The organism is Streptomyces sp. SID5785, from assembly GCF_009870065.1.
Classification (GTDB): domain Bacteria; phylum Actinomycetota; class Actinomycetes; order Streptomycetales; family Streptomycetaceae; genus Streptomyces.
The window spans coordinates 1-2,962 of the sequence record NZ_WWIA01000692.1; the positions used below are offsets into that span (position 1 = coordinate 1).

At 74.5% G+C, this 2,962-nt stretch carries 4 protein-coding genes; 2 read left to right on the top strand and 2 right to left on the bottom strand.

Going from position 1 to position 2,962, the window contains the following annotated elements:
* Window positions 1-435, bottom strand: a 435-nt coding sequence (locus tag GTW43_RS22665) for an alcohol dehydrogenase catalytic domain-containing protein (protein WP_161303862.1), incomplete at its 3' end; no start/stop codon positions are given.
* A gap of 158 nt (window positions 436-593) precedes the next feature.
* On the opposite strand from GTW43_RS22665, the gene GTW43_RS22670 reads away from it, so the two are divergent.
* The gene (locus tag GTW43_RS22670) at window positions 594-1,385 is read left to right on the top strand and encodes an ABC transporter permease (RefSeq protein ID WP_161303863.1); all 792 of its coding nucleotides are present in this window, start codon (window positions 594-596) and stop codon (window positions 1,383-1,385) included.
* Window positions 1,386-1,412: 27 nt separating this feature from the next.
* Here GTW43_RS22670 and GTW43_RS22675 read toward each other — a convergent pair whose 3' ends face one another.
* On the bottom strand, window positions 1,413-1,874 hold the full coding sequence (locus GTW43_RS22675; RefSeq protein WP_237536760.1) for an SsgA family sporulation/cell division regulator: 462 nt from the start codon (window positions 1,872-1,874) through the stop codon (window positions 1,413-1,415).
* 219 nt (window positions 1,875-2,093) lie between these two features.
* Here GTW43_RS22675 and GTW43_RS22680 point away from each other — a divergent pair.
* A partial coding sequence (locus GTW43_RS22680) for a sigma factor (RefSeq protein ID WP_202501826.1) occupies window positions 2,094-2,962 on the top strand: 869 nt, incomplete at its 3' end.

The following is a 2,962-nucleotide window of genomic DNA, read 5'->3' on the forward strand; positions in this document are numbered from 1 at the left end:
GCACTGCCCGGCGGCGACGAGCGTCTTCTCCGCGAACGCGCCGATGCCGAGCGCCGGGGTCAGTTCGGTGCCGTCGGCGAGGGTCATCTTCTGGCGCGCGTTGTGCGTGTCGAAGCAGTACTGGGGGCGGCCGCGCAGACAGGCACGGCACTGTCCGCACACCGCGCGCCAGTTGAGGATGACGAAGTCGCCGGGGGCGACCTCGGTGACACCGTCGCCGACCGACTCGACGACGCCGGCCGCCTCGTGCCCGAGCAGGAACGGGAACTCGTCGTTGATTCCGCCCTCTCGGTAGTGGAGGTCGGTGTGGCAGACCCCGCAGGCCTGGATCTTCACGACCGCCTCGCCCGGTCCCGGGTCCGGGACGGTGATCGTCTCGATCGTCACCGGTGCGCCCTCGGCCCGTGCGATCACGCCCTGCACCTGCTGTGCCATGACGGTCAGCCTTCTTTCTCTCCGCGTCCGTTCACGCTGGTTTCCGGTCCATGGTCGCGCACACCGGCGGTGGGAGACAGCACCGGTGCCGGGTCGGAGCGTTCCCGGTCCGTCCGGCCGCTGCGGACGTCCGGTGAGGCGCACCCTAAGGTGCCAGGGTGCGTGAATCGACGGTGGCCGCGGCCACGCTTCTGCCCGTCGGCGGGACGCTCGCCGCGGCTCTCGTGGCCCTGCTGGTGCTCGCCGCCGCGGTGGTCGCGGTGTTCCGGCTGGCGCCGGACGCCTCGTGGCGGCGGGCCAGGGACGTCGTGGTGGCGGGGCTGCGGGCGGCGGTGCAACTCGGCGCCGTTTCCCTGGTGATCGGCTGGGTGGTGCGGCACGGTGCGGCCCTGCTCGGCTTCCTGCTGCTCATGGGCACGGTGGCCGCGTTCACGGCGGGGCGGCGCGTCACGCGGGGCGCCGGACGGGCCTGGGCGGCGGTCCCGGTCGCCCTGCCCGTCGCGCCGGTCGTCGGGGCGCTCGTCCTGTCGGGGCTGCTGCCGGTCCGCGGGATCGCGCTGATCCCGGTGACCGGCATCCTGATCGGCGGCGCCCTCACCGCCACCGTGCTGGCGGGGCGCCGGGCTCTGGACGAACTGACCGTCCGCCACGGCGAGATGGAGGCCGGTCTGGCCGTCGGCCTGCTCCCCCGCGAGGCACGGCTCGAGGTCGCCCGGCCGGCCGCGTCGGAGGCCCTGCTGCCCGGCCTGGACCAGACCCGCACCGTCGGACTCGTGACGCTCCCCGGCGCGTTCGTCGGCATGCTCCTGGGCGGCGCCTCCCCGGTGGCGGCCGGCGCGGTCCAGCTCTTCGTCCTGGTCGCGCTCCTTGCGGTGCAGGCGATCGCCGCGGGGACCACCCTGGAGCTGGTCGCGCGCGGGCGTCTGCGGCGGGCCGCGGCCTCCGGGTGACCCGGCACGGGGGCCGGGCGGAAGCCGTCATCGCCGACCGGGACCCCGATCGGGACCCTCGTCGGGTCCCAGGAGCGCCGTCAGCGCGTGGTCGACGGCGGTCTCGACGTCCTCCCGGTCCGCCGGGACCAGGTCGTAGGAGCGCTCGAGGATGCGGCGCAGGGCCGACGTGTCGAACTGGACGACCGCCATCCCCTCCGGGGCGTGCAGTTCCACGACGGTACGGGCCCGGCCGCACGGCCAGATGTGGACGTCACCCGAACCGGCCGGGGTGCGCAGGCCCTCGTCCAGCAGGGAACGGGCGAAGGCCCAGGTCACTTCCGTGCCGGCCACGGTGACGGAGCCGGGGAAGCACAGCTGGACGGCGAGCGGATCACCGGAGGCGTAGCGCAGGGTGACATCGATGCTGCGCTCGGGGCCCTGCCCGTCGGCGGTGACGAGGCGGGCGCGGACGTGCTGTTCGACGGTGACGGGCAGGGTGGTCGGCATGACAGGCTCCCTTTCTGCTGCTGCGCTGCGTGTTCCTGTTGCCGACTCGACGCGGCAGGAGGGGCACGCATTACGGCGTTCCACGAAAAGGTCGGTGTGACCTGCGCCACTCACCCCTCCATAATCCGACATTCCTCGCTTAACGTTTCAAACTCGCCGTAAAACATCGCCCGGACCGCTGACCCGCGGTCCTCCGACGTGGGACGGAAGAGTTCTGCCATGACCGACGGCACCGCCGCCGCACCGATAGCCACCGCCGCCGCGTACGCGCGGATCTACGAGGCGGAACAGCCCCGCCTCGTCGCGTACGCCCGCTCGCTGACCGGAAGCGCCTGGCTCGCCGACGACCTCGTCGCCGAGGCGCACTTCAAGGTCTGGCGGCGGCTGTCCGGCGGCCACGAGATCGACAACGTCGCCGCCTATCTGACGACGACGGTCCGCCATCTCGCGGCGACGGCAGGGCGCGGCGCGGCCCGCGAGACACCGCTCGACCCGCACGCCGGGGTGGAGCCGGCCCCGGGCGTGTACGGCGGGCAGGATCCCGCGGAGCGCGCCTCCGCCGTCGATCTCCTGGGCCGGGTGCTCGGCCAGCTGCCCGAACGGTGGGTGAAGGCGCTGTGGCTCGCCGAGGCCGAACAGCAGCCGCTCGAGACCGTGGGCCGGGGCATCGGCACGAACAGCGGCGCGACGGCGGTCCTGCTGCACCGGGCCCGCGAGGGGATGCGGCAGGCGTTCCTGCGGGCTCATCCCGGCACGCCGGACGACCCGGCCTGCGAGGCCCACTGGGACCGGATGCCCGCGCACGTGCGCGGCGCCGCCTCCGAGCGGCAGTCCGACCGGCTGCTCGCCCACGTGGACACCTGCGACGACTGCCGGGCCCGGCTCGCCCTGCTGCTGCGGGCCAACGACCGGCTCCCGGCGCTGGTGGGACCGGCGCTCCTGGTCCTCGTCCTCGGCGGGGCCGGAAAGTTCCTGGTGCCGCTCACCGCGGGGGCCGGTGCGGGCGCCGCCGCGGGGTCCGGGCACGGCGCCGGGTCCGGGGCGCTGCACGGGGCGAAACACCTGCTGACGGGCGGGGCGAAGGCCCC